The sequence below is a fragment of the Methylobacterium hispanicum genome (assembly GCF_022179285.1).
In the GTDB taxonomy this organism is placed as follows: domain Bacteria; phylum Pseudomonadota; class Alphaproteobacteria; order Rhizobiales; family Beijerinckiaceae; genus Methylobacterium; species Methylobacterium hispanicum.
Map to the genome: position 1 here is coordinate 31,273 of NZ_BPQO01000018.1, position 24,088 is coordinate 55,360.

The following is a 24,088-nucleotide window of genomic DNA, read 5'->3' on the forward strand; positions in this document are numbered from 1 at the left end:
ATGACCTTCGCCAGCATCATGGTGGCCGTCGATCTCGCCCCGCAGGCGCGGGAGCGCGTCCGTCTCGCCGGCCACCTCGCCGACGACTTCCGCGCCCGGCTGATCGGCGTCGCCGCGGAGCGGGCGGCCTACGCCGTCCCGCCGGTGGGGCCGACGCCCGCGAGTTCCTACGCGCTGACCGCCTCGAACGAGAGCGTGCTGGACGACCTGCGACAGGCCCACGCGGCCTTCGAGGAGGCCTCCGCCGGGCGCAGCCGCGTCGAGTGGCGCTCGAACATCGACCTGCCGCTGCCGTTCCTGATGGCCCAGGCCGCGGCCGCCGACCTCGTCGTGGTCGGGCGCCGGGCGGAGACCGGCCCGGCCCTGTTCTCGGTCGATCCGGGAGACCTCGTCATGCATCTCGGGCGGCCGGTCCTGATCGTGCCGCCGGGGATCGACCACCTCGACGGCCGGCGGGTCGCCGTCGGGTGGAAGGATTCCCGCGAGGCGCGCCGCGCGGTGCGGGACGCGCTGCCCTTCCTGCGGCGCGCCTCCCATACCGTGGTCGTCGCCGTCGACGACGGACGGGGTGCGGCCGACACCCGCAACATCGTCGGGTTCCTGCAGGCCCACGACATCGCCGTGACGGCGCTCCACCGGGACGCGCGCGGCGCCGAGCCGTCCGAGACGCTGATCGATGCCGCCTCCGAGCAGGCCGCGGACCTGATCGTCACGGGGGCCTACGGCCATTCGCGCCTGCGCGAGTGGGCTTTGGGCGGCGTCACCCGCCACCTGCTGGCAGCCTCCCCCATCTGCTGCCTGATGAGCCACTGACCGACGCGCCGCCGAGGGCGCGGCGCGCCCGGGACCGGAGCCGCATCATGAACGACCGGCCGAACCTCACGATCCCGCACGAGGGCTACGTCGTCGTCTGCGACGGCCGCAAGGCCCTGGTGCTTCGGAATGCCGGGCACCCGCTCCGACCGGACCTTCAGGTCCAGCGGGTGCTCGAGGCGCCCCCGAACCCGCCGACGCATCTGCAGGGAACGGACAGGCCGCCGCGGGTCAGGCTCGGCGACCGGCGCAGCGCCATCGCGCAGACCGACTGGCACGCGCTGGCCGAGCGCCAGTTCGCGGACGCCGTCGCCCAGGCCCTCGGCGCGATCGACCCGCTCGCCGCCCTCGTCGTCGTCGCCCCGCCGCGAGCGCTGGCTGAGCTGCGGCAGGCGCTGCCGGAGCGACTGCGCCAGGTGATCGTCGCGGAGATCGACAAGGACCTGACGAAGCATCCCGTGGACGAGATCCGGCGGCACCTCCATGCCGTCTGATACCGTTCCCGGTCGATGGGTTCGGTCCAACGCATCGTCTGAGGACGAGGCGCGGGTCCCCTCTCCTGTAGGGAGAGGTCTGCTTTCGCAGAAAGCCGGGTGAGGGGTATGAGGCTTCCAGTAAAAGCGCTGAGCTGAACGCGCGTCGATGGCACGCTCAGGTCGGGAACGTCATACCCCTCACCCCAACCCTCTTCCTATGGGAGAGGGGGCACCGCGCGGTGGTATGAGGACAGGTTCCTGTCCGGGTCGTGCCGCGATCGGACGGCCGGGCCTTGTCCCGCCGCGCCCGCATCCGGTCGCCCACGGCGCCGGCGGACACGCGCTCAGTGGGCCATCAGCACCGGCAGGCGCGCGTTCTCGATCACCGTGCGGGTGACGCCCCCGAGCAGGAACTCGCGCACCCGGCTGTGGGTGTAGGCGCCGAGCGCCAGCATCGAGGCGCCCCGCCGCTCCGCCTCGGCCAGGATCGCCGTGCCGACCGGGAGCGGCTCCTCCATCCCGAGCGTGACGGCCTCCGCCACGATGCCGTGCCAGCGCAGATAGCCGCACAGGTCGGCGGCGCGCGCCTCCTCGAAGCGCTCGGTCCGGGCGTGCACGACCGTGACCCGGGCCGCCTCGCGCAGCAGCGCGATGGACTGGCCGACGAGGCGGGTCGCCTCCAGGCTGCCGTTCCAGGCGACCATCACGTGGGCGAGCAGGTCGTGGGGCACGTCCTCGCCGACCATCAGGGTGGGGCGCCCGACCGAGAACAGGGCGGTGTCGAGCGCGCGGCCCGTGAACGGCACGGCCGGGTCCGGGCGGTCCACCACCACCAGATCGTTCACGCGGCCCGCGAGCGTCAGGACCGGCTCGATCTCGCCCGCGTGTTCGGTCCAGGTCGCGAAGGTGGCGTCGAGGGGGCCGTCCGGCGGCATGAACGGCACCCGTTCGCGCCCGCACCAAGCCCGGAGGGCCGCCTTGCCCTCGGCCGCGGCCTCGCGCGCACCCTGCTCGATGGCCGCGACGGAGGTCCAGTCCATGGGCGCGAGGCCCGCCATGGCGGCCATGACGTGCTCGGGTCCGGGCGCCACGAAGGCGACGCCGATATGCGCGCGGAGGCGCCGGCTCAGGCGGAGCGCCGCGTCGAGCCGGCGCGCGGCGTCGATCCCGGGTCCGGTCGGAACGAGAAGGCAGCGCAGGTACATCGGGACGCTCCTCGCTCAGCGCTCCAGGGTCTTCAGGTAGGCGATCAGGGCCTCCGCCTGGTCCGGGTCGAACCGGAACTCGGGCATGCCGGGATGCCCGGTGCGGATGCCCTCGGCGAGGGATTCGCCGAGATCCTCGACGGGGTAGCGCGTGTGCAGGTCGCGGAAGGGAGGCGCCTCGCCGAGCGGGCTCGCGCCGACGCGCCCGACCGCGTGGCAGCGGGCGCAGTTCGTCCGCGCCAGCGTCTCGCCCTGCTGCACCCGGCGGTCCCAGGCGGCCGCCGGGGCGGCGAAGGGGAGCGGCGGCAGCGCGAGGAGACCGGCCGCCGCGAGGGCCGCCATGACGGTCGGGGCGCGCATCAGTGGCTCATCAGGCAGCAGACGGGCGTCGCCCGCATGACGTCGCGGGTGACGCCGCCGAAGATCCACTCGCGCAGGCGCGAATGGCCGTAGGCGCCCATCACGATGAGATCCGCCTCCTCGGCCCGGGCGAACCGCATCAGCTCGTCCGCGGGGCCGATGACCGGGCTCGGCAGCAGGTGTGTGGTGGCCGCGATGCCGTGCCCCGCGAGGTACTCGGCCGCGCCCTCCGCGCCCTCGTTCCGCGCGCCCGGCCCCACCGCCACCACGCAGGTCCGCTCGGGATGGCCGAGAAAGGGCAGGGCGTCGTGGATCGCCCGGCGCGCCTCGCGCGTGTCCTTCCAGCCGACGACGACGCGCCGGGCCGCGAGGCGCTCGATGCCGGGCGGCACGACGAGCACCGGGCGGCCGACCTCCATCAGGACGGCGCCGGTCGGGACGGCGAGCAGGCCCGGATCGCCGTCCGCCGCGCCCTGGCGGCCCACGACCACGAGGTCGGCGGTGCGTGCCTGATCGAGGAGGTGGAGCAGGGGATCGGCCAGCGCGGAGCGCCAGGCGGTCTTGGGCGCCGCGCCGGCCTCGCGCTCGAACAGGGCCTTGGCCTCGTCGAGCTGCTCGCGCGCCCAGCGCTCCTCGTCCTCGTAGACCCGTTCGACCTCCAGCATGTCGCCGACCGGCATCAGGCTCGGGACCTGGCGCGCGGCGACGCCGGTGAGCCGCGCCCTGAGCCGCTCCGCGAGCCCGGCTGCGAGCCGGACGCGGTCCGCGCCCATGGGATCGACCGAGACCATGATGTTCGAGATCCGCATCCCCGCCTCCCCGCTGCTTCCCCAGACCGGGATCGCAGGTTCGATGGGGCATCCTCCTCCGGCGCCCCGGGCCGGACCTTGATTCAAGTCAACGGGTTCCGTGCGACGCGGAGTCGGGCGCGCGCTCAGGGCACCAGGCTCAGGGCACCAGCACGGCGGCGCCCGTCAGGATTCCGGCGCGGTGGTCGGCCACGGCCTCGTTGGCCCGGATCAGCGGATAGGTGCGCGTGCGGGTGCGGATGCCGGCCCGCGGCGCCATCGCGAAGAAGCCGTGCGCGTCCGCGCGGGTCAGGTTGGCCACCGAGAGCAGCGCGCGCTCGCCCCAGAGCCGCGCGTAGGGGAAGGCCGGGATGTCGCTCATGTGGATCCCGCCGCAGACCACCCGCCCGCCCTTGGCGACGGCCGCGAGCGCGGCCGGCACCAGCGCCCCGTCGGGCGCGAAGATCAGGGCGGCGTCGAGCGGGACGGGGGGCGCCTCGTCCGAGCCGCCCGCCCATTCCGCCCCGAGCGCGCGGGCGAAATCCTGGGCCGCGCGGTCGCCGGGCCGGGTGAGCGCGAGCACGCGCCGCCCCTCCCAGCGGCAGATCTGGGCGACGATGTGGGCCGCCGCGCCGAAGCCGTAGAGGCCGACCGTCCCGGCCTCGCCCGCCATCCGAAGGGTGCGCCAGCCGATCAGCCCGGCGCAGAGGAGGGGCGCGGTCGCCACCGGATCGAGCGCGGGATCGAGCGGGACCGTGAAGGCGGCCTCGGCCAGGAGATGGCTCGCGAAGCCGCCGTCGCGCGTGCAGCCGGTGAAGCCCGCCGCGTCGCAGAGGTTCTCGCGGCCGCCCTTGCAGTAGGGACAGGCGCCGCAGGCATGCCCGAGCCAGGGCACGCCGACCCGCGCGCCGGGCCGCGGCGCGGCCACGCCCGCGCCCGCCGCCTCAACGGTCCCGACGACCTCGTGCCCCGGCACGACGGGGTAGACCGCCTGGGGCAGTTCGCCGTCGATGAGGTGCAGGTCGGTCCGGCAGACCGCGCAGGCCTCGACCCGGACCCGGACCTCGCCGGGACCGGGCTCCGGGTCCGGCCGCTCCTCGGGCACCAGGGAGGCGCCGACCGCCCGCAGGACCATCGCCAGCATCGGGCCGCTCCCGCCGCGCCTACGAGAGGGTCAGGTGGTCCTCGACGGCGCGCACGCCGGGCGCCGACCACGCGGCCCGCTCGGCGAGCTCCCGCTCCCGCCAGACGTCGACGCACCCGTCGAGGATCACCCGGTCGCCCTCCACGCGCACGCGGATCGTGTCCGGGTCCCGGGCGCTGCGCTTGAGGGCGGCGCGGATGCGGGACCGGACCTCCTGGGCCTCGGCCGGCGGCTTCACCGCGATCAGGTTGACGATGTCGGTGACGCCCGCGAGGCGGCGCAGGGCCGCGTCGACGGCCGCCTTCTGGTGATAGTGGGGCACGCTGCCCTGGAGCGTGACGCAGCCGTGCTCGACCTTGATCGAGACCGCGCGGTCCGGGATCCGCACGTCCCATTCCAGCACCTGGGCACAGCGCTCGGCGAGCGCCTCGTCGCCGATGCGTGGGTTCTGCGGGTAGCGGACCTCGATCTCCTCGACCACCGCGCGCACCCCGCGCACCCGGAGCGCGACGCGCTCGGCGATGGTCTTCTCGGCGTAGCTCCGGACATGGCCCGAGAGCGTGACGATCCCCTTCTCGACGATGACGCCGATGCGTGCGGCATCGACCATGGGGGCGTATTCCAGCTCGTCGAGCACGCGCTGGCGCACGGTGATGTCGTCCATCGCCCTGTCCTCCGTTCGGTCGCCGGGCCGGGAGCGCTCTCCGTCGGTGGGACGCCGGCCCGGCGCGGGAGAGCGCGTCGCGACGAGGGCCGGTTCCGGTCGCACCGCGGGTCGGGAGCGATCCTAGAGGGCGAGCCAGAGCAGGGCGGTCGTCGCCAGCGAGGCCGCCGCCGCCAGGGCCAGCGCCTGAAGGCTGCCGATGCTGCGGTAGCGCGCCGCGTCGGCGACGACCCGGGCGCCGACGTCGTTGCGCGGCTCGAGGCGGACCGTCACCCGTGCCCGGCGCACCGCGCCGATCGCGGTGGATCGAAGAACCAGCGTCATCGTTCGCTCCCGTCCGTCCCGCCGCCCCATCGCGGCGCCGTCCCGGCACTCTTGCCGGCACTCTTGCCGGCGCTCTTGCCGACGCGGGCATCCTGCCGGTGGGCGCGCACGCCGCCTTGATCCAGCTCAACGCCCGCGGTCCCGCCAGCCGGCACGGTCGCCCGAAGGATCAGCCGCGGGGATCAACAGCCGCCGGGAGGCCGACATGGACGCGAGGCACGGGCCGGAGGATCGGTCGAGTGGCGGCTCGAAAGCGGTTTCGAAGGGCGGCGCGCGGCCGGGGGAACCGGCTCGGGAGCCGGCTTGGGAACCGGCTTCGGAGCGGCCGGGGCCGCCCTTCGTGCCCGGGCCGCTCGGGCCGGACAGCCTCGCGCGGATCGATGCCTACTGGCGCGCCGCCAACTACCTGTCGGTCGGGCAGATCTACCTGATGGCCAACCCGCTGCTGCGCGAGCCGCTGCGCCCCGAGCACGTCAAGCCGCGCCTCCTCGGGCACTGGGGCACGACGCCGGGCCTCAACTTCATCTACGCCCACCTCAACCGCGTCATCCGCCAGCGCGACCTCGACATGATGGCGGTCTGGGGACCGGGCCACGGCGCGCCCGGCCTCGTCGCCAACGCCTGGCTGGAGGGCACCTACGGCGAGATCTACCCGGACGTGGCGCAGGATGCGGAGGGCATGGCCCGCCTGTTCCGGCAGTTCTCGTTCCCCGGCGGCATCCCGAGCCACGCCTCGCCCGAGCTGCCGGGTTCCATCCACGAGGGCGGGGAACTCGGCTACGCCCTGGCCCACGCCTTCGGGGCCGCGCTGGACAATCCCGGCTTGACGGTCGCCTGCGTGATCGGGGACGGCGAGGCCGAGACGGGGCCGCTGGCCGCCTCGTGGCATGGAAACAAGTTCCTGGACCCGCGCGCGGACGGCGCCGTCCTGCCGATCCTGCACCTCAACGGCTACAAGATCGCCAACCCGACCATCCTCGCGCGCATGCCGGAGGACGAGCTGCGCAGCCTCCTCGTCGGCTACGGCTACGAGCCGGCCTTCGTCGCGGGCGACGCACCGGGGCCGATGCACCAGGCGATGGCCGCCGCCCTCGACGCCGCCCTCGACGGGCTCGCCGAGATCCGGGCGGCCGCCACGCACGGCCGGCGCGAGCGGCCGCGCCGGCCGATGATCGTGCTGCGCAGCTCCAAGGGCTGGACCGGGCCGAAGGTCGTGGACGGCAAGCCCGTCGAGGGCACGTGGCGCGCCCATCAGGTGCCGGTCGCCGCCGTGCGCGAGAACCCGGAGCACCGCAGGATCCTGGAGGACTGGATGCGCGCCTACCGGCCGGAGGAGCTGTTCGGGCCCGACGGCGCGCTCGTCCCCGACCTCGCCGCGCTGCCGCCGCAGGGGGCGCGGCGCCTCTCGGCGAACCCGCACGCCAACGCCCACAGGAGCCACCCCCTGCGCCTTCCGGACCTCCGGTCCTTCGCCGTCGCCGTGCCGGAGCCCGGCGGCGCCCGGGCCGAGGCGACGCGCGCGCTCGGGGCCTACCTGCGCGACGTCCTCGCCCTGAACCGGAAGGCGCGCAACTTCCGCATCATGGGGCCGGACGAGACGGCCTCGAACCGGCTCGACGCGGTCTTCGAGGTCACGGACCGCGCGTGGCAGGAGGCGATCCTGCCGGGCGACGACCACCTCGCTCCCGACGGGCGGGTCATGGAGGTGCTGAGCGAGCACCTCTGCGAGGGCTGGCTGGAAGGCTACGTGCTGACCGGCCGCCACGGCCTGTTCGCGACCTACGAGGCCTTCGTGCACGTGGTCGACTCGATGGTGAACCAGCACGCCAAGTGGCTGAAGGCCTCCCGCGAGCTGCCCTGGCGCCGGCCGGTGCCCTCGCTCAACATCCTGCTCTCGTCCCATGTCTGGCGGCAGGACCACAACGGCTTCAGCCACCAGGATCCGGGCTTCATCGACTTCGTGGCCAACAAGCGCGGCGACACCGCCCGGATCTACCTGCCGCCGGACGCGAACTGCCTCCTCTGCGTCACCGACCACTGCCTGCGCACCTACGACCGCATCAACGTCGTGGTGGCGGGCAAGCAGCCCGCGCCGCAATGGCTCGGCCTTGACGAGGCCGCCCGGCACTGCGCGGCGGGCGCGGGCATCTGGGACTTCGCCTCGAACGAGGGCGAGGAGGAGCCCGACGTGGTGATGGCGTGTGCGGGCGACGTGCCGACCCAGGAGACGCTCGCCGCGGTGGACTGGCTGCGCCGTCACCTCCCGGACCTGCGGGTGCGGGTGGTCAACGTCGTCGACCTGATGACGCTGCCGTCGCGCGCGATGCACCCGCACGGGCTCGACGACCCGACCTTCGACAGCCTGTTCACGCGCGACCGGCCGGTGGTGTTCGCCTATCACGGCTATCCCTGGCTCATCCACCGGCTGACCTACAAGCGGACGAACCACGAGAACTTCCACGTGCACGGCTTCATCGAGGAGGGGACCACGACCACCCCCTTCGACATGTGCGTGCTGAACCGGATCGACCGCTTCCACCTGGCGCTCGCCGCGCTCCAGGCGGTGCCGCGGCTGGGTGCGCGGCGCGACCACGCCGAGCAGGCGTTCCGCGAGGCGCTGGCCGCCCACGGCGAGCACGTCCGCCGCACCGGGGACGACCTGCCGGAGGTGCGGGACTGGACTTGGCCGGGCGCCGAGTCCCTCCGCAGGCCGCCGGCCCGCCTCACCCCTCGGCGTCGAGATGGGATCCCTCCCGCCCCAGGTGCAGGTAGCCGGCGTTGAACAGCGCGATGTCCTGCAGGGCGGGGAGGTCCAGAATCGTCAGCCGCTTCGACTTCAGGACGATCAGCCCGGCCCCGCGCATCTGGTGGAGCATGCGGTTCACGTGCACGTTGGTGAGGCCGAGCGTGTCGGCGATCTCGACCTGGGTGAGCGGCAGCGGGCAGGTGTCCCCCTCCGTGAGGCCGATCATGCGCAGGCGCCAGAACAGCTCGCAGAACAGGTGGGCGACGCGCTCCAGGGCGGTGCGCTGGCCGAGGCTGACCGTCCATTCCCGCTGGATCGCGGCCGCGACCAGCGTCTCCCACCAGAGCGCCTGCATGATCCGGGGATGCTGATCCAGCACCTCCATCAGCGCGGTGCTCGGGATCTCGGCCACGCGCACCGGGGTGAGCGTGCCGACCGCGTGGTCGAGCGCGCGCAGGACGAGCAGGTAGCCGTCGCAGAAATCGCCCGGCAGGACATGAGCCACGATCTGCCGACGGCCGTCCTCCAGCTGCTTGTAGCGGCAGGCCCAGCCCTCCAGGACCAGGCTGACGTGCCGCGGGCTGTCGCCGTCCCGCAGCAGGTCCTGATGGCGCCCGACCGCGCGCACGCTCCGGGCCAGCCCGTGCAGGGCCAGCCGGTCCGCCGCCGAGAGTCGGGTGAAGTGCTCGAGCTTGCGGATGAGATGGTCCGGCATGCCTTGGCCCCCCGCGTAGACCGGACAGGCTACAGGGGAGGCGACGCCCTCAGGTTGTCCTGAATCAACCGGAGCCTGCCGAGGCTGCGGCCGGCCGGGCAGGGCCGACCCGATCCACCCGGAAGGTGTGGTAGGCCGCGTCGTCCGCCCCGCGGATCGAGACGTACGCGCCCTCGAGGAAGGCGTGGGTGCCGAGGCGGTAGCCGGCCTCGTCGTCGTCCGTCGTCCGGTCGTCGTAGTCGATCAGCCAGGTCGCGCCTCCCTCGCCCCCGGCCCGGTGCACGAGCCGGCCGTGGCGGTCGCGCTCGCCGGTCCAGAAGCGGCGCACGCGGCAATGGTCGCGCGTCTCCTGCCAGAGCGCCGCGTCGAGGCGGCCCTCCGGGCCGAGCGGCGCCACGATCTCGTAGCCGCGCCCGGCACTCCCCTCCGGATGCTCGGGACAGCGCGCCAGCGTCAGGGTCACCCGGCGCAGCCGGGCCGGGGCCAGCACCTCCGATCCGCGGGACATGGCCGTCCTCCTCAGCTCAGGGCGACGATGCGGTCCTCGACGGCGCGGACGCCCGGCACCGACCAGGCCGCCCGCTCGGCGGCCTCGCGCTCCGCCCAGGCCGTCACCGCACCCTCGAGCGTGACCGTGTCGCCCGCGACGCTCACCTTGATCCCGTCCGCCTCGAACATCGCGCTGCGCCGGAACGCCTCCAGGATCTTGTCCTTGACCGCGGTCGGGTGGACCTCCGGCCTGACCCGGATGAGGTTCGACACGCCGACGACGCCCGACAGCTTGCGCACGGCCGCCTCCGCCCCCATTGCCTGGTACTGCCAGGGTACCGTGCCGGTCAGGGTGATCCAGCCCTTGCTCACCCCGACCTGGATGGCCTCCTTCGGGAGGTGGACGGACCAGTCGATGATGGCGAGGGCGCGCGCGGCGATCTGGTCGTCCTCGATCTGCTTCGCCGCCGGGTAGCGGACCCGGATCTCCTGCGCGACGGCGCGCACGCCCTTCACGCGGCGCACCGCGTTCTCGGCCTCGACCTTCTCGGCGTAGCTGCCGACATGGCCCGTCAGGGTCACCACCCCGTCCGAGACCGCGACGCCGATGTCGGCGGCATCGAGGCTGGGATCGAAGTCGAGTTCGTCGAGCACGGCGCGGCGCAGGTCCTTGTCGGTCATGGCGTCTCTCCCGATGGTTGGGGCGGGGGCCCGTCGGCGGAGCCGGCGGGTTCGTCAGGCGGTCGGGTCCGGCGGCGGGCCGGCGCGCCGCTCGGCGCGGGCGAGCGCGGCGCACCGATCCAGCTCCCGCCGCAGCGCCGGCAGGGTCTCCTCGACGCCGGCGGCCCTGAGATCCGCCTGCAGCCGCGACAGCAGCGGCCCGTCGCCCGTGACGACGCCCGCGTCGGTGAAGGTCTCGACGAACCGGTCGGCCGCCTCTGCGCCCAGGCGCATCCGCTCGCAGGCCCAGGCCGCCAGGAGCAGGTTGCGCCGGGTGCGGGCGCGGAAGCGCGCGTCCTCCTCCTGGACGAAACGGCGTTCGAAAGCCCGCTCGCGCGCGTCGAACGTGGTCATGGGACGGCTCCGCCTCGGGGCAGTCCGGATATTCTGCGGCCGGACGGGCCGGGGACCTTGAGGCAGATCAAGGCCCGGCGCGGGGCCTGGGCCGCTTCGCACGGGCGGGCGCCGGGCTTGCGCTGGATCAACGCGTCCGCGGGGGCGGCGCGGCAGGGTTCCGCCGACGGGAACGACGGGAGAGCCGAAGATGTCGGAGCCGCACGCCGCCGGCCGGGGCACCATTCCGGGCATCCGCGACGTCCTCGTGGGCATCGCCGAGGAGGGCCGCGACGACGGGCCCGAGAGCGCGCTCGCCTACGCGCTCGCGCTCGCGGGCACGGCCGGCGCGCACCTCACCGTGCAGTCCGCGGCCCGGCGCCTGACCGTGGTCGCCGGGGCGGCCTGGGGCGTCGTCCAGGAACTCGTCGCGTCCGAGAACGGGCGGCTGCGCGCCCTCGCGCAGGCCGCCGCCGGGCGCGCCGCCGCGGACGCGGCCGGCCTCGGCATCACCTGCACGACCGAGGCGTCGGCTCTGGCCTATCCGGACCTGATCGCCCGTCTCACGGCGCGCGCGCGCCTGGCCGACCTGACCGTCCTCGAGGCCGGCACCCGCGAGATCGACATTGAGCGCGACCTCATCGACGCCGCGCTCTTCGGAAGCGGACGGCCCGTCGTGGTGGTTCCGCCGGGCTGCCGGACGTTCGGCGCGCGGCGCGTCGTCGTCGCTTGGGACGGCGGTCCGCAGGCCGCGCGGGCCGCCAACGACGCCCTGCCGTTCCTGCGCCTCGCGGAGGCGGTCGAGATCGTGTCGGTGGTCGGCGAGAAGGACCTGTCGGCCTCTGTCGCCGGCGCCGAGTTCGCGCCGCACCTGACCCGCCACGGGGTCGCGGTGTCGGTCAACGACCTGCCCGTCGTCGGGGACGTCGCCGAGACGCTCAGGATCCAGGCGGGGCTGTTCCGTGCGGACATGCTGGTGATGGGGGCCTACCGGCGCGCGCGCTTCCGGGAGTGGCTCCTCGGCGGCGTGACGCGCTCGCTCCTCCTGCGCAGTCCCGTGCCGCTGTTCCTCGCCCACTGATACCGTTCCCGGTCGATGGTTTCGGCCGCGTGAGGGGAACCGCGCCCTTCCCCATCTCCCATAGGGAGAGGGTTCGGGTGAGGGGTATGACGCTTCAAAATCGAGCGCTGCATCGACGCGTGTCGATGCCGAGCAATATCCTGTGAGGTCATACCCCTCACCCGGCTTTCTGCGAAAGCAGACCTCTCCCTATGGGAGAGGGGACCCGCGCTTCGTCCTGAGACGATGCCTCAAACCGAACCCATCAACCGGAAACGATATGAGAGGCTCCGGGCGCCCGCGGCGTCCCGCCCCCGCTCAGTCCTCGACCATCCGCCGGAGCCGGCCCCGGCGCAGGCCGACCTGCCGGCCGCCGCCGCGCACGAGCGCCCCGTCCTCCTCGAGCTGCGAGAGGGTGCGCGAGACGGTCTCGATGGTGAGGCCGAGATGATCGGCGATGTCGCGCCGGGTCATCGGCAGCGCGAAGGTCCCGGTTCCGCCCAGGCGCTCGTCGACCTCCATCAGGAACGCGGCGACGCGCTCCAGGGCCGAGCGGCGTCCGAGCAGCAGCGTGAGGTCCTGGGCGAGCCGCAGGTCGTTCGTCGCCAGGTCCCAGAGGCGGCACGCCACCTCGGCGCTGCGGGCCGCCGCCAGCTCGACCTGCCGCCGCCGGAAGATCAGCACCTTCGTCTCCGCGAGGGCCTCGGCCGTGTGACGGTGCGCCAGGCCCTGCTCGAAGCCGAACAGGTCGCCCGGGAGATGGAAGCCGGTGATCTGGCGGCGGCCGTCGCTCAGAACCTTGTGCGTGCGCACCGCGCCCTCGATCACTCTGTAGACGAACTCGGCCTCCTCGCCCTCGCCGTAGACCTCCTCCTCGCGCGCGTATGAGAACGGCGTTCCGATGATGTCCGGGCAGCCCGCGAACAGGGCGCAGCCGTGGGCGGGGGCGTGCAGGCCGGCGGCGTGCGCGGACGCCGGTGCAGGCATCGGCGGCGTGAACTCGGTGGTCATGGCGGCGCTCCTCACCCATCGGGGATGGGGGGAGAGTGGCCGCCCCGCGGAGGCCGCGAAATTCCGGACGCTCCCCTAAGCAGGTTCGCGTAAGGGTTGTTACGTAGCTGCGCGGCGGGCCCGTCGTTGCCATGTCGGACGCGGCCATGTCGGACGCGGCCATGTCGGACGCGGCCATGTCGGACGCGGCCACGTCGGACGCGGCAGGTCCGAAGCATCCGGCTCGCGCACGCCGCGGCGTTGATCTGCCGCAAGGCCCCCGCTCCCGGATCGGGCTCGATGCCGACGACGGGACAGCAACGGGACAGCGACGGGACGGGCACGATGCCGGCCGAGAGACCTCCGGACACGTATCGGATCTTCCAGCACCGGCGCGAGCCGGGGCTGTGCTGCGCCGTCCGCGAGGCCATGCTGATCCCGTACTTCGTCCGCCCGGGCGCCTGGGATTTCGGTGCGCGCGTGCGCGAGGGCGACAGCCTGCCCATCGGTTTCCAGCCCGTCCCGGCGCGGGAGGCCACGGCGGCGTTCGGCTACTACCTCTTCCACCATCCCTGCGAGACGCTGGCGCGGGCGGATTTCCGGCACTGGACGCGGGAGGGCCCCCGCCGGCTTGCGCCAGATCAAAGCTGAGCGGGACCGCCTCTCCCAGCATCGGGGCAGCCGGGATGGGGAAAGCGCGCGCCGTGCCCCACGCGCCGCGCCCTGGGCCATTCCGCGCAAGCCGCCGCGCCCGCGAAGTCCTGCGGCGGGCTGCTCGCCGCGCGGGGCGGCGTGCCGGGACCGCGCGACGGCGGCAGCTTGCCCGATGGGTTGGCGGCTCGACCCGAGACGATCGCCGGATCGATCGCCGGATTGCGCCCGCGCAAGGCAACATAGATCAGTTCGCGCGCCGGTTTTGTAAAGGATTCGCTCATCAGCGATACGGATCTTCCGGCATCGCAGCGTTCGATATCGGTCGATAGATAGAAACTTAACGGCGGCGGCGAAGGATCGACCCGGGAGGTGGCCGGCATGCCGTTCGTCGAGACATTTCGAATCTGCGAGCCGGGCAAGGCCCCGTTCCGGGATGCCGTGGCGGACGCCGTCGCGCTGCCCTCGCTCCTCGCCACGATGCTGCGCAACCTGATCGAGGCGTGGCCGCCGGAGGTCTACGACCGACCGCTCGTGACGACGCGCTTCCTCGGCCAGCGCACCACCTACGTCTGCGACCCGGCGAGCATCCGCAGCCTGCTGGTCGATCAGGCCGAGGCGCTGGAGCGCGAGCCCTTCATGCTGCGCGCCCTCGCGCCCGCGCTCGGCTCCGGCATCCTGACGGCGGACGGGTCGCACTGGCGCGGCCAGCGCAGGACGGCGGCCCCGATGTTCCGCCCGGATCGCGTGCGGGGCTTCGTGCCCGCGATGGCCCGGGCCGCGCAGGCGACGCGGTCGCGCTGGCTCCGCGCCGGCCCGCCGGACGGGGTGCGCGACATCCTTCCGGAGATGATGCGCACGACCTTCGACATCATCGTGGCCACGATGGTGTCGGGCGACAGCCAGCTCGAGGTCGAGCCGTTCGGTCGCGCCATCGACGCCTATCTGGGTCAGACCAGCTGGAAGATCGCGCTCTCGATGCTGGGCGCCCCGGCCCGGATCCCCCATCCGGGCGCGCGGGCCGGCGCCCGGGCGGCGGGCTACCTGCGGGCCGAGGTCGCCCGCACGGTGGCGCGGCGCCGCGCGCGCGGCGAGCCGGGGGCCGACCTCCTCGGCCTGCTGCTGCAGGCGGAGGATCCGGAGACCGGCCGGCCCCTGCCCGACGAGAGCCTCGTGGACAACCTGCTGACCTTCGTGGCGGCCGGCCACGAGACCACGGCGCTCGCCCTGACCTGGACGCTGCGCCTCCTCGCGGAACACCCGGAGGTCGAGCGGCGCGTCGTCGCGGAGGCCCGCGGCCTGGGCACGGATCCGGCCGCCGACCCCGAGGCCGTCGATCGCCTCGCCTACACGCGCCAGGTCGTGATGGAGGCGATGCGCCTGTATCCGCCCGCTCCCCTGATCGTCCGGCGGGCGGCGGCCGACATCCGGCTCGGCGACCGGATCGTTCCGGCCGGTCAATCCGTGCACGTCCCGGTCTACGCCCTGCATCGGCACCGGCGGATCTGGGACGAGCCGGAGGTCTTCGATCCCGACCGCTTCGCGCCGGAGCGGGCCGCGAGCCGCGACCGCTACGCCTACCTGCCGTTCGGGGCGGGCCCGCGCGTCTGCATCGGCATGGGCCTCGCCCTGACGGAATGCCTCGTCGTCCTCGCGACGCTGCTGCCGGCCTTCCGCTTCGTGCCGACGCGCCCCGGGATGCCGGCCAACCAGTTCCGCGTGACGCTTCGACCGAAGGGCGGCATGAAGATGAAGGTCGTCCCGCGCGATGTCCGCTGATCCCATCCCTGAGCGGGAGCCGCCGGCCGCGTCGTCCGATGGCCGGTCGCGTTCGCTGCTCCGCCGCATCCGCAATCTCGACGCCCTGGACGAGCTGCCGGGCCGCTACAGGCTTCAGGTCCTGTCCGGCCTGCTCGACGAGACGCTGAAGCTCGCGAACTACTCGGCCGTCACGCACCTGATCATCGCGGTCGCGGTGACCGGCTTCTTCTGGGACTCGGCGCCGCGGGCCTATCTCCTCGGCCTGCTCGCCTTCGTCGCCGTCGTGATCGCGGCGACGATCTACACGAACCGGCTCTATCAGCGCACCTACGCCGAGGCGGGCTCGGAGGCCGGCGTCACGCGCGGCTACAGGGTCGCCGGGATCCTGTCCCTCGCGCTGGGCCTCGCCTGGGCGACCATGCCGATCGTGCTGTTCGCGCCCGCCACCAGCGACGAGCGCCTGCTCGTCGTCGGCATCTCGGCCGGCCTGATCTCGGATGCCTACGTCGTCGGCCCGCTCCTGTCGGTCTCCTACCTGTTCGCCGTGCCGCTCATCGTCGGCTGCTTCGCGGGGCTGGCGCGCAGCGGCGAGCCGATCGCGCTGAGCATCGCCCTCGTGCTCCTCGTCTACGCGTGCTTCGTCGGGCTCAGCGTGAGCCGGATGAGCCGTCTGTCCCGCAGGCGCATCCTCGACCGCGTGCGCGTGGAGGATCAGAGCGAGACCATCGGCCTGCTGCTCAACGAGTTCGAGGAGAACGCGAGCGACTGGCTCTGGGAGACGGACGAGGCGGGCCGGTTCCAGCACGTCTCCGGGCGGATGGCGGAGGCTCTCGGCTGCACGATCGAGGTGCTGCAGCAGAGCTCGTTCGAGATCCTGCTCGCGACGCAGGCGGGCGCGCGGGCCGACGCGGACCGGGCCGCCGACCTGCTCGAGCACCTGCGGCTCGGCAGACCCTTCCGGGAATGTCCTGTCGCGATCCGGACGGCGGCCGGCCCGCGCTGGCTCCGGTTGACCGGCAAGCCGTTCCTCGACCCGCGCGGCGGCTTGGCGGGCTTCCGCGGGGTGGGGTCGGACATCACGCAGAGCCGCGAGGCGGAGGCGCACATCGCGCGGCTGGCCACGCGGGATTCCCTGACCGGCCTCTCGAACCGGGTCATGTTCCACGAGGCGGCGTCGGCGGCCTGCGCGGTGCCGGGACCGGCGACGGAGCCCGGGTCGGCGGCGGGCGGGCCGCACCTCAGCCTGCTCTATCTCGACCTCGACGGGTTCAAGACGGTCAACGACACCGTCGGCCACGGGGCGGGCGACGCGCTCCTGTGCCAGGTCGCCGAGCGGCTGGCGGCGGCGGCCGGGGAGGCGGGCCACGTGTTCCGGCTCGGCGGCGACGAGTTCGCGGTCCTGCATCGCGGCCGGGGCGAGGCGGAGGCGGAACGCCTGGCCGGGACGATCGTGGCGGCTTTGGGCGAGCCCTATCTCATCGAGGGCGTTCGCGCCGAGATCGGCGTCAGCGTCGGCATCGCGCGCCATCCCCAGGACGCCACGGACCCGGAGGACCTGCTGCGCAAGGCCGACCTCGCGCTCTACGGCGCCAAGGAGGCCGGCAAGGGCCGCTGGCGGCGCTTCGACCGGAACCTGGAGATGCGCGTCCAGCGCTGGCGCGAGCTCGACGGGGCCATGCGGGCCGGGCTCGCCAACGGCGAGATGGAGCTGCACTACCAGCCGCTCGTGCGCCTAGACGACGGCGCGGTGATCGGCTGCGAGGCGCTGCTGCGCTGGACGCGCCCCGGCCACGGTCCCGTCTCGCCCGGCGAGATCATCCCGATCGCCGAGAGCACGGGCTTCGTCATCACGATCGGACGCTGGGCCCTGCGGCGGGCCTGCGCCGAGGCGCTCGGGTGGCCCGCCGCCATGCGGGTGGCGGTCAACATCTCGTCGGTCCACTTCCGCCTGCCCGACTTCTTCGGGGACGTCGAGGCCGTGCTCGGCGAGACCGGTCTCGCCCCGGAGCGCCTCGAGATCGAGATCACCGAGTCGATCTTCCTCGACAACACCCCGCACGTCCTCGGCAATCTCCGCGCGCTTCGGGCGCTCGGCGTGCGCATCGCGCTCGACGACTTCGGGACGGGCTACTCCTCGCTGCGGTACCTGACCCAGTTCCCCGTCGACAAGATCAAGATCGACCGGGCCTTCGTGCGCGACCTGAGCAGCCGCCCGGAATGCCTGACGGTGATCAAGGCGATCATGGTCATCGCGAGCGACCTCGGGATCGACGTCACGGTCGAGGGCGTCGAGACGGACCAGCAGGCGGAGTTGCTGCGTGCGCGGCGCTGCAACTCGGCGCAGGGATTCCTGTACAGCCCGGCCTGCCCGCCGCGCGAGGTGAGCCGGTTGATCGAGCGCATACCGCGATCGTTCGAGCGCGGCCGGCGCGTGCTTCAGGCGGCCGGCTGAGGGGCCGAGCCGCCTGGTCCCGCCCCGGGGGCCGGCCGCGCGCCGTCGCCGGATCCGAGACGGCGGCCGTCCCCGGGAGGTGGGCCAGAGCCGTTCCCGATCGCGTTGCAATCGGGAACGGCTCTAACCTCTCGAACCTCTTGTCTTGACGCGCTCTCTTGCGCCGAACCGGCGTCCGCTTCGGCGCAAGAGCGCTCTAGCCGGCCTTGTGCAGGGCGGCCGCGTTGCCCCGGATCAGATCGAGCCCCGCGTAGATGCCGCCGACGGTCTCGAGTTCGAGGCGCTCGGCGTCGCGGCGGCGGACCTCGGCCATGATCGCCTCGGCCGCCTCCGGCTCGGCCCCGACCGTGAGCAGCGCCCGCTCGCCCAGCGCCAGGGCCGATTCCACGGTCTCGCGGACCTGGTAGGCCACCCCGGCCTGGATCAGCTCGACCGCGTGCTCCCGGTCGCGGGCCCGCGCCAGGACCGGGACCAGCGGGAACTCGGCCCGCGCGATCTCCGCGACGCGGTTGGCCATCGCGCGGTCGTCGATGCAGACGAGGATGGCCCGCGCCGTCGCCGCGCCCGCCGCGCGCAGGATGTCCAGCCGCGTGCCGTCGCCGTAATAGACCTTGAAGCCGAACCCCTCGGCGAGGCGGATGTTCTCGGCGCTCGTGTCGATGATCGAGACCGGGCAGCCCTGCGCGATCAGCGGCTGGCTGGCGATCTGGCCGAAGCGGCCGAAGCCGACGACCAGGGCGCTCCCGACGAGATCCTCGGGCGCCTCCACGCCCTCCGTCGAGGGGGATGCCTTGGGCCCGAGGCGATCGAAGGCGATGACCATCAGGGGCGTCATCGCCATCGACAGGATGATCGTCGCGGTCAGGATCGCGTTGGTGGTGCCGTCGATGATGCCCGCCCCCGCCGCGGCCGCGTAGAGCACGAAGGCGAACTCGCCGCCCTGCGCCATCAGGGCCGCGCGCTCCAGCCCCTCGGCGTGCGAGGCCCGGAGCGCCCGGGCGATCCCGTAGATGGCGAGGCTCTTCACCAGCATGTAGGCGGCCACGCTCGCGAGGATCAGGCCCAGGTTGGCGGCGATCACCGCGAGGTCGAGGGACATGCCGACGCCGAGGAAGAACAGGCCGAGCAGGATGCCGCGGAAGGGCTCGACATCGGCCTCGAGCTGGTGGCGGAAGCTCGATTCCGAGAGCAGCACCCCGGCCAGGAACGCCCCCATCGCCATCGAGAGGCCGCCGAGCTGCATGGCGAGCGCCGCGCCCAGCACGACCAGGAGGGCGGCCGCCGTCATCACCTCCCGCGCCTTCGCGGCGGCGAGCAGGCGGAACATCGGGTTGAGCAGCCAGCGGCCCGCGGCCACGAGCGCGGCGACCGAGAGCAGCGCGATCCCGATACCCCAGGCGCGCTCCGCGCCGCTCGTCTCGCCGCCGCCCGGCGCCAGCAGCGCCACCGCGGCGAGGAGCGGCACGATCGCGAGATCCTCAAGCAGCAGGATCGCGACGATGCGCTGGCCCTTCGGGGTCGAGAGCGTCCCCCGCTCCTCGAGGAGCTGCATCACGATCGCGGTGGAGGTCAGCACGAAGCCGGTGCCGGCCACGAAGGCCACGGCGGGCTGGAAGCCCATCGCGACGCCCACCAGCGTCAGGGCCGCGATGCAGGCGCCGACCTGGACGAGGCCGAGGCCGAAGATCGCGCGGCGCATACCCCAGAGGCGGGACGGCTCCATCTCCAGGCCGATGATGAAGAGGAACATCACGACGCCGAGTTCGGCGACGTGGAGGATCGCGTGGGCGTCGGTGAACAGGCCGAGGCCGAAGGGGCCGATGGCCAGCCCGGCCAGGAGGTAGCCCAGCACCGAGCCGAGCCCGAGCCGCTTGAACAGCGGAACCGCGATCACGCCCGCGGCCAGCAGGGACACGACCTGGACGAGATCGCTCGCGGTACCGGAGGCTTCGACGGCCATGGCGTGGTCCATTCTCTGAGGGCAGGGGTGCCGGGCAGGGGTGCCGGGCAGGGGTGCCGGGAGGGGCCGCCCGGGAGGAGTCCGGGCGCGCGGGCGGGGTCCGGGCGCGGGCGCGCCGGCTCACGGGTAGCGGACGGGCGGCGGGTCCTCGGGCAGGGGAATGAACTCGGCGTCGTTCGGGACGGTGTCGAACCGGCCCTGGCGCCAATCCTCCTTGGCCTGCGCGATCCGGTCGGGCCGCGAAGAGACGAAGTTCCACCAGAGGTGGCGCGGGCCGTCCATCGGCTCGCCGCCCAGCACCATGAAGCGGGCGGCCTCGGTGGCGCGCACGCTGATGCGGTCGCCGGGGCGGAACACGAGGAGCTGGCCGGGCCCGAAGCCGTCGCCCGCGATCTCGATCGCGCCCGACACCGTGTAGAGCGCCCGCTCGTCGTAGGTCGGGTCGAGCGGCAGCACGGCGCCGGCCTCCAGCGCCACGTCCGCGTAGACCATCGGGCTGGAGGTGCGCACCGGCGAGCGCGCCCCGAAGGCCTCCCCGGCGATCAGGCGCACGCTCTTGCCCTCGCCGGTCAGCACCGGCAGGGCCGCCGCGTCGTAGTGCTCGAAGGCCGGCGCGCGCTCCTCGTCCTGCGCCGAGAGGGCGACCCAGCTCTGGATGCCGAACAGCCGCGATCCGGTCTGCCGAAGTGCCGGGGCGGTGCGCTCCGAGTGGGTGATGCCGCGGCCCGCGGTCATCCAGTTCAGCTCGCCCGGCCGGATCGGCAGCTCCGTGCCGAGGCTGTCGCGGTGCATGATCTCGCCGTCGAACAGGTAGGTGACGGTGGACAGCCCGATATGCGGGTGGGGGCGCACGTCCATGCCGGCGCCGAGCAGGAACTCGGAGGGGCCCATCTGGTCGAAGAAGATGAACGGGCCCACCATCCGGCACTCGGTCGAGGGCAGGGCGCGGCGCACCGCGAAGGACCCGAGATCGCGCGAGCGCGGCACGATCAGGGTCCGGATCGCGTCGCAGCTGAAGTGATCGCCCGGGATCGGGTCGTCCGCGCCGTGCCAGCTCATCGCTCTCGCTCCCTCTTTCGCCGGGGCCGGCCGCGCGTGAAGCCTGGGGCGCGCGGTCCGGCCCTGCATGATGCTACCCCAGGGTTGCATCGCTCGCGCCAATCTCGTCCATTTCGAGAAATCTGAAAATGGAAACGACGGAAAACCATCGTTTCCGAGAACGCGTCCGCGTGCCGGAGCCGGAGGCGCCGGCAACCCCGACCCTGACGGGTGCGGCCGCGGCAGGGCGATCGCATATGGCGGGGCCCCTCCCTCGAACCGCGCCAGAACCGCGCCGCGCTCCCTCTCCCGTGCGGGAGAGGGTTGGGGTGAGGGATGAGAACTCCACGGAGAAGACACAGCGCCGCCACGGCCAGGGCCAGCCCCTTCCGGACAGTTCTCATCCCTCACCCGGCTCTCTGCGAGAGCAGACCTCTCCCGCACGGGAGAGGGGACCCGCGCCGGATCCGGCTCAAGGCTCGCTCGGCATATGCGATTACCCTGCGGCCGCGGGGACGGGGCATGGGCCGGTCGACGGCCCCGGCGCGGGTCGCGCCCGAACGCCGCGGTCCCTCGTCCGATCAGGCGATGGTCCCGGTCCGCCCTTTGAGCATCCGGGCGCGACTGCTAAGGGTCTGGCCGGGGCCGAGCGGGCCGCCGCCCGAAGGGATGTCCGACTTGGATCGAGCAGGCAGCGCCGCCCAGCACATCGACCTCTCCGCCTGCGACCGCGAGCCCATCCACATCGTGGGCAGCGTCCAGCCGCACGGCTTCCTGCTCGCCCTCGATCCGCGAAGCCTCGTCGTCCTCCAGGCGAGCGCGAACGCACCCGCGGCCGCATCGGTCGGCACGGCCCTGGAGAGCGCCTATCCCGAACTCGCCGCGCTCGCCGAACGCTACCGCGACGCGGGTGCGGAGGAGGACGGCGCCCTCTACCTGCGCACCGTCACGCTGGGGCTCGGCCCCGCGCGCCAATCCTACGAGGTCGCGGCGCACCGGATCGACGACCTCCTCGTCCTGGAGCTGGAGGAGACCGACGACGCCTCCGGGGAGGCCGGCCTCGACGCGCTGAACCCGCGGCTGCGCGCCTTCGTGCGGCGCCTGCACGGGGCCCGCGGGGTCGAGGATCTCTGCCAGCTGCTCGCGCAGGACATCCGCCGCCTCACCGGCTTCGACCGCGCGCTGGTCTACCGCTTCGATCGGGACTGGCACGGCACGGTGCTCGCCGAGGACGGCAACGGCGTGCTGCCGTCCTACCTCGACCTGCGTTTCCCCGCCTCCGACATCCCAGCCCAGGCGCGCGAGCTCTACCGGCGCAACCGCCTGCGCATCATTCCGGACGCCGGCTACGTGCCGGTGCCGATCCGCCCCGGCACGACGGCCGCCGGCGAGCCCCTCGACCTCAGCCAGTCGATCCTCCGCTCGGTCTCGCCGGTCCACGTCGCCTACATGCGCAACATGGGCACCATGGCGTCGATGTCGGTGTCGATCCTGGTGGACGGGGCGCTCTGGGGGCTGGTCTCCTGCCACAACCGGGAGCCGCGACGCGTCCCGTTCCAGGCCCGCAACGCCTGCGACGTCCTCACCCAGATCTTCGCGCTGCAGCTCTCCGCGAAGGTCCGCGGCGAGCAGGCCGAGCAGCGCCTCGCGCTCGGCGCCGTGCAGGGCCGTCTCCTCGGATTCATGGCGGAGGAGGACAGCTTCGTCGACGGGCTCCTGAACCACCCGGACGACGTCCTCGCGCTGGTGAACGCCTCGGGCGCGGCCGTCGTCACGGCCGACCGCTGCCGTCTCCTCGGCGCGGCGCCCCCGGAGGCGGAGGTGCGCGCCCTCTACGCATGGCTCTCGGCGCGCGGGGAGGCCGACGACGTCTACGTCACCGAGTGCCTGGCCGAGGCCTTCCCGCGCGCCGCGGGCTTCGCCGACCGGGCGAGCGGCCTCCTGGCGATCTCGGTCTCGAAACGGTACGCGAGCTACATCCTCTGGTTCCGGCCGGAGGTGGTGCGCACCGTGCGGTGGGGCGGCAACCCCGTGAAGGCCGCCAGCCCCGACCCGGAGGGCGGCCCGGACCGGCTGCACCCGCGCAAGTCCTTCGACATCTGGAAGGAGACGGTGAAGGGCCGCTCGCTGCCCTGGTCGCTCCCGGAGGTCGAGGTGGCCGAGGACCTGCGCGCCTCGGTCCTCGGGATCGTGCTGCGCAGGGCCGAGGAACTCGCCGCCATGAGCGAGGAACTGCAGCGCTCGAACAAGGAGCTGGAGGCGTTCTCCTACTCGGTCAGCCACGACCTGCGCGCCCCCTTCCGCCACATCGTCGGCTACGCCAACCTGCTCAAGAACCGGGAGGGCCCGAACCTCTCCGACAAGGGACGGCACTACGTCGAGACCATCATCGAGGCGGCCTTCTCGGCGGGCACGCTCGTCGACAACCTGCTGAGCTTCTCGCAGATGGGGCGGCACGCCCTGAACCGGGTGACGGGGGATATGGGCGCGCTCGTCGAGGAGGTCCGGCGCAAGGTCCTGCGCGACGTGGGACCCGAGCGCGTCGTCCGGTGGGAGGTGGCGCCGCTCGGGCGCGCCTACGCCGACCCGGCGATGCTGCGGCTGGTGCTCGAGAACCTGCTCTCGAACGCCGTGAAGTACACCCGCGGCCGGGACGAGGCGGTCATCGAGGTCGGCCGCCTGCCCCCGCGCGACGGGGAGAGCGTCTTCTACGTGCGCGACAACGGCGTCGGCTTCGACATGGCCTACGTGGACAAGCTCTTCGGCGTGTTCCAGCGCCTGCACCGGGTCGAGGAGTTCGAGGGCACCGGCATCGGGCTCGCGAACGTCCGCCGCATCGTCGAGCGTCACGGCGGCCGGACCTGGGCCGAGAGCCGGCTGGGCGAGGGCGCGACGTTCTACTTCACACTGCCGGTCCGGGAGGAAGCGCACTGAGATGGCGGCCCTGAAGCCCATCCTCCTCGTCGAGGACAACCCGAACGACATCGAGCTGACGCTCGCCGCGCTCGAATCGAGCCAGCTCGCCAACGAGATCGTCATCTGCCGCGACGGCGCCGAGGCGCTCGACTTCATCTACCGGCGCGGCAGCCACGAGGGCCGCGCGCGGCAGGACCCGGCCGTGGTGCTGCTCGACCTGAAACTGCCCAAGGTCGACGGGCTGGAGGTGCTGGCCAAGGTGAAGGGCGACCCGGGCACGCGCGCCATCCCGGTGGTGATGCTGACCTCCTCGCGGGAGGAGACCGACGTGGTGCGCTCCTACAATCTCGGCGTGAACGCCTTCGTGGTGAAGCCCGTCGCCTTCGACGAGTTCTTCGCCGCCATCAAGGAGATCGGCGTCTTCTGGGCGCTCCTGAACGAACCGCCGCCGCACCGGGGAGGCTGGCCATCGAACGCGTGATG

Annotated in this window: 23 protein-coding genes; 9 read left to right on the plus strand and 14 right to left on the minus strand. The window is 73.3% G+C overall.

Translation table 11 applies throughout. The features are described 5' to 3' along the window. Positions 1-813 (plus strand): universal stress protein, encoded by an 813-nt coding sequence (locus MFF56_RS19550; RefSeq protein WP_066923909.1) that lies wholly within the window; start codon positions 1-3, stop codon positions 811-813. Between the two features lie 47 nt (positions 814-860). Then, positions 861-1,307: a host attachment protein gene (locus MFF56_RS19555; RefSeq protein ID WP_066923911.1), complete on the plus strand. Its 447-nt coding sequence runs from the start codon at positions 861-863 to the stop codon at positions 1,305-1,307. Between the two features lie 326 nt (positions 1,308-1,633). Here MFF56_RS19555 and MFF56_RS19560 read toward each other — a convergent pair whose 3' ends face one another. The 6 genes from MFF56_RS19560 to MFF56_RS19585 form a co-directional block, all read right to left on the minus strand. Continuing rightward, on the minus strand, positions 1,634-2,494 hold the full coding sequence (locus MFF56_RS19560; RefSeq protein WP_066926057.1) for a universal stress protein: 861 nt from the start codon (positions 2,492-2,494) through the stop codon (positions 1,634-1,636). Between the two features lie 15 nt (positions 2,495-2,509). Next, positions 2,510-2,854, minus strand: coding sequence for a c-type cytochrome (locus MFF56_RS19565; RefSeq protein ID WP_066926060.1), 345 nt, complete (start codon positions 2,852-2,854; stop codon positions 2,510-2,512). Next, positions 2,854-3,663, minus strand: coding sequence for a universal stress protein (locus tag MFF56_RS19570; protein WP_066926063.1), 810 nt, complete (start codon positions 3,661-3,663; stop codon positions 2,854-2,856). Before MFF56_RS19570 ends, MFF56_RS19565 begins: the two co-directional genes overlap by 1 nt. 139 nt (positions 3,664-3,802) lie before the next feature. Further along, a complete protein-coding gene (locus tag MFF56_RS19575) occupies positions 3,803-4,786 on the minus strand; it encodes a zinc-binding alcohol dehydrogenase family protein (RefSeq protein ID WP_066926066.1) in 984 nt (327 codons plus the stop codon). Positions 4,787-4,805: 19 nt separating this feature from the next. Next, complete coding sequence (locus MFF56_RS19580; RefSeq protein WP_066926069.1) at positions 4,806-5,450, minus strand: BON domain-containing protein; 645 nt, start codon at positions 5,448-5,450, stop codon at positions 4,806-4,808. Positions 5,451-5,573: 123 nt separating this feature from the next. Next, entirely contained in the window at positions 5,574-5,774 is a 201-nt protein-coding gene (locus MFF56_RS19585) for a hypothetical protein (protein ID WP_066926071.1), read from the minus strand. A gap of 205 nt (positions 5,775-5,979) precedes the next feature. Here MFF56_RS19585 and MFF56_RS19590 point away from each other — a divergent pair, with 205 nt between their 5' ends. Continuing rightward, the gene (locus tag MFF56_RS19590; protein ID WP_082773286.1) at positions 5,980-8,556 is read left to right on the plus strand and encodes a phosphoketolase family protein; all 2,577 of its coding nucleotides are present in this window, start codon (positions 5,980-5,982) and stop codon (positions 8,554-8,556) included. Here MFF56_RS19590 and MFF56_RS19595 read toward each other — a convergent pair. From MFF56_RS19595 to MFF56_RS19610, 4 genes are all read right to left on the minus strand, one after another. Continuing rightward, complete coding sequence (locus MFF56_RS19595; protein WP_066926073.1) at positions 8,498-9,235, minus strand: Crp/Fnr family transcriptional regulator; 738 nt, start codon at positions 9,233-9,235, stop codon at positions 8,498-8,500. The genes MFF56_RS19590 and MFF56_RS19595 overlap by 59 nt on opposite strands. Before the next feature lie 64 nt (positions 9,236-9,299). Then, complete coding sequence (locus MFF56_RS19600) at positions 9,300-9,743, minus strand: hypothetical protein (protein WP_066926076.1); 444 nt, start codon at positions 9,741-9,743, stop codon at positions 9,300-9,302. Positions 9,744-9,754: 11 nt separating this feature from the next. Then, on the minus strand, positions 9,755-10,405 hold the full coding sequence (locus MFF56_RS19605) for a BON domain-containing protein (RefSeq protein WP_066926079.1): 651 nt from the start codon (positions 10,403-10,405) through the stop codon (positions 9,755-9,757). 54 nt (positions 10,406-10,459) lie between these two features. Then, positions 10,460-10,798, minus strand: coding sequence for a DUF1476 domain-containing protein (locus MFF56_RS19610; RefSeq protein ID WP_066926082.1), 339 nt, complete (start codon positions 10,796-10,798; stop codon positions 10,460-10,462). 190 nt (positions 10,799-10,988) lie between these two features. Between MFF56_RS19610 and MFF56_RS19615 the strand changes: the two genes are divergently transcribed. Then, a complete protein-coding gene (locus MFF56_RS19615; protein WP_066926085.1) occupies positions 10,989-11,858 on the plus strand; it encodes a universal stress protein in 870 nt (289 codons plus the stop codon). Positions 11,859-12,155: 297 nt separating this feature from the next. On the opposite strand, the gene MFF56_RS19620 is transcribed toward MFF56_RS19615, so the two are convergent. After that, the gene (locus MFF56_RS19620) at positions 12,156-12,824 is read right to left on the minus strand and encodes a helix-turn-helix domain-containing protein (RefSeq protein WP_156453972.1); all 669 of its coding nucleotides are present in this window, start codon (positions 12,822-12,824) and stop codon (positions 12,156-12,158) included. Between the two features lie 303 nt (positions 12,825-13,127). On the opposite strand from MFF56_RS19620, the gene MFF56_RS19625 reads away from it, so the two are divergent. Then, positions 13,128-13,478: a hypothetical protein gene (locus MFF56_RS19625; protein ID WP_238230624.1), complete on the plus strand. Its 351-nt coding sequence runs from the start codon at positions 13,128-13,130 to the stop codon at positions 13,476-13,478. Here MFF56_RS19625 and MFF56_RS19630 read toward each other — a convergent pair. Continuing rightward, complete coding sequence (locus MFF56_RS19630) at positions 13,469-13,861, minus strand: hypothetical protein (protein ID WP_156453971.1); 393 nt, start codon at positions 13,859-13,861, stop codon at positions 13,469-13,471. The two genes, MFF56_RS19625 and MFF56_RS19630, sit on opposite strands and share 10 nt — an antisense overlap. On the opposite strand from MFF56_RS19630, the gene MFF56_RS19635 reads away from it, so the two are divergent. Continuing rightward, on the plus strand, positions 13,860-15,257 hold the full coding sequence (locus tag MFF56_RS19635; RefSeq protein ID WP_066926606.1) for a cytochrome P450: 1,398 nt from the start codon (positions 13,860-13,862) through the stop codon (positions 15,255-15,257). The genes MFF56_RS19630 and MFF56_RS19635 overlap by 2 nt on opposite strands. Next, the gene (locus MFF56_RS19640) at positions 15,247-17,691 is read left to right on the plus strand and encodes a putative bifunctional diguanylate cyclase/phosphodiesterase (protein WP_066926599.1); all 2,445 of its coding nucleotides are present in this window, start codon (positions 15,247-15,249) and stop codon (positions 17,689-17,691) included. The genes MFF56_RS19635 and MFF56_RS19640 overlap by 11 nt, the downstream gene beginning before the upstream one ends. A gap of 196 nt (positions 17,692-17,887) precedes the next feature. Here MFF56_RS19640 and MFF56_RS19645 read toward each other — a convergent pair whose 3' ends face one another. Then, positions 17,888-19,651, minus strand: a complete 1,764-nt coding sequence (locus MFF56_RS19645; RefSeq protein WP_066926601.1) for a monovalent cation:proton antiporter-2 (CPA2) family protein — start codon at positions 19,649-19,651, stop codon at positions 17,888-17,890. A gap of 120 nt (positions 19,652-19,771) precedes the next feature. Beyond that, positions 19,772-20,710 carry a pirin family protein gene (locus tag MFF56_RS19650; RefSeq protein WP_066926647.1) on the minus strand — a complete coding sequence of 313 codons (939 nt, stop codon included), beginning with the start codon at positions 20,708-20,710 and terminating at the stop codon, positions 19,772-19,774. A gap of 648 nt (positions 20,711-21,358) precedes the next feature. Here MFF56_RS19650 and MFF56_RS19655 point away from each other — a divergent pair. Together MFF56_RS19655 and MFF56_RS19660 are read left to right on the plus strand one after the other, a co-directional pair. Then, on the plus strand, positions 21,359-23,623 hold the full coding sequence (locus MFF56_RS19655) for an ATP-binding protein (RefSeq protein ID WP_066925922.1): 2,265 nt from the start codon (positions 21,359-21,361) through the stop codon (positions 23,621-23,623). Position 23,624: 1 nt separating this feature from the next. Beyond that, positions 23,625-24,086, plus strand: coding sequence for a response regulator (locus MFF56_RS19660; protein ID WP_066925925.1), 462 nt, complete (start codon positions 23,625-23,627; stop codon positions 24,084-24,086). Positions 24,087-24,088: the final 2 nt, after the last annotated feature.